Origin of the sequence: Pseudomonas sp. MWU12-2029 (genome assembly GCF_023242425.1) — a bacterium.
In the GTDB taxonomy this organism is placed as follows: domain Bacteria; phylum Pseudomonadota; class Gammaproteobacteria; order Pseudomonadales; family Pseudomonadaceae; genus Aquipseudomonas; species Aquipseudomonas kribbensis.
Genome location: NZ_JALJDY010000025.1, coordinates 1 through 1,293 on the forward strand (window position 1 = coordinate 1; position 1,293 = coordinate 1,293).

Here is a 1,293-nt window from a genome sequence, read left to right on the forward strand (position 1 = left end):
TGTCTAGTCCTGAAATAGGTTTACACCTGTTTCACCCCAACGCCCGATGCATCGCATCGGGCGTTTTGTATTTCAACGACAGATGCGGACGCTCACGGTTGTAGATCAAGACCGACTCACTCACCATCTTTCTCGCCTGCATTAAGTCCCGTGGTCGCTGGAGCAGAAACTCCGTCTTCAGTATCCCGTTGACCCGCTCTGCGAGGGCGTTTTGGTAGCAGTCATAGCCGTCCGTCATCGAACATCTGATGCCGTGTTTCGCATGCAGCTCCTGATACATGCCCGCGCAATACTGGCTGCCTCTGTCCGAGTGATGAACCAGTGGTTGTTCGGTCCGACGTTGCTTCACCGCCCGGCGCAGTGCCTGCGCTACCGATTCGGTGTGCAGGCTTTCATGGACGTGATAACCCACGATCTTTCGCGAAAAGGCATCCGTTACCAGGCTCAGATAGGCCACACCTTCCTGAGTGGGTAGATAGGTGATGTCAGCCACCCAGACTTGCTCTGGGCCGCTTGGAACAACTTGGTCTGGGCCAGCCTTGAGTAAGTTTGGATGACGACGAAAGCGATGATGGCTGTCAGTCGTCTTGTGGTAGGCGCGTTTGCGGGCCACCAGCAAACGCCTTTCGCGCAGAATTGAAAACAGCCGATCTCGACCCACTTGCAGCTCAAGTCGAGGCTGGCAATGCAGCAAGTAATGCAGCTTTCGGGTTCCCAGGCGTGGTTGTCGCTGACGCTTTTGCTGAACGAAATCGGCAACTTGCTGATCCAGAACGAACCGAGCAGCATCGGCACGATTGCGCTTGTAGTAAGCCTGTCGGCTTATCCCCATGAACTGGCAAGCCCTGCTGATGCTCAGGTTTTTGATTCGTTTTTGCGCGAGGACTTGCCGGGACGCTTTTTTATGACAGAGAGACCGTAGTCATTTTTCAGCACGTCCACGACCGCCTCGAAAAACTGGGCTTTCTGATTGGACAGAGCCAACTGCTCTTCAAGCTCTTTGATACGTTGCTCTGGCGTCAGTGGTCGGTTTTTGTCGGGCATAGACCCCATCCTCGGCGAGCCAATGTATGCGCCCGGGCTCCAATCCTGCCGACCATGCTTGCGTAACCACGTCAGAACAGTCGTTTTGCCTTGAATCCCGTAGCGCTCCTGAGCCTCTTTATAACTCAGCTCGCCTCTTTCGACCTGATCCACGACCGACAATTTAAAAGTCAGCGTGTAGTCTCGCTGACTACGCCTTTTAGCCGTTTCCATTACGTCCTCCTGAAAATAGATCAGAAGGTGTAAACC

The 1,293-nt window shown here is 54.0% G+C and carries 1 pseudogene; it reads right to left on the bottom strand.

Features of this window, described 5'->3' with window-relative positions:
• Window positions 1-3: 3 nt before the first annotated feature.
• Window positions 4-1,257, bottom strand: a pseudogene (locus tag M5B44_RS28750) (IS3 family transposase).
• Window positions 1,258-1,293 lie beyond the last annotated feature (36 nt).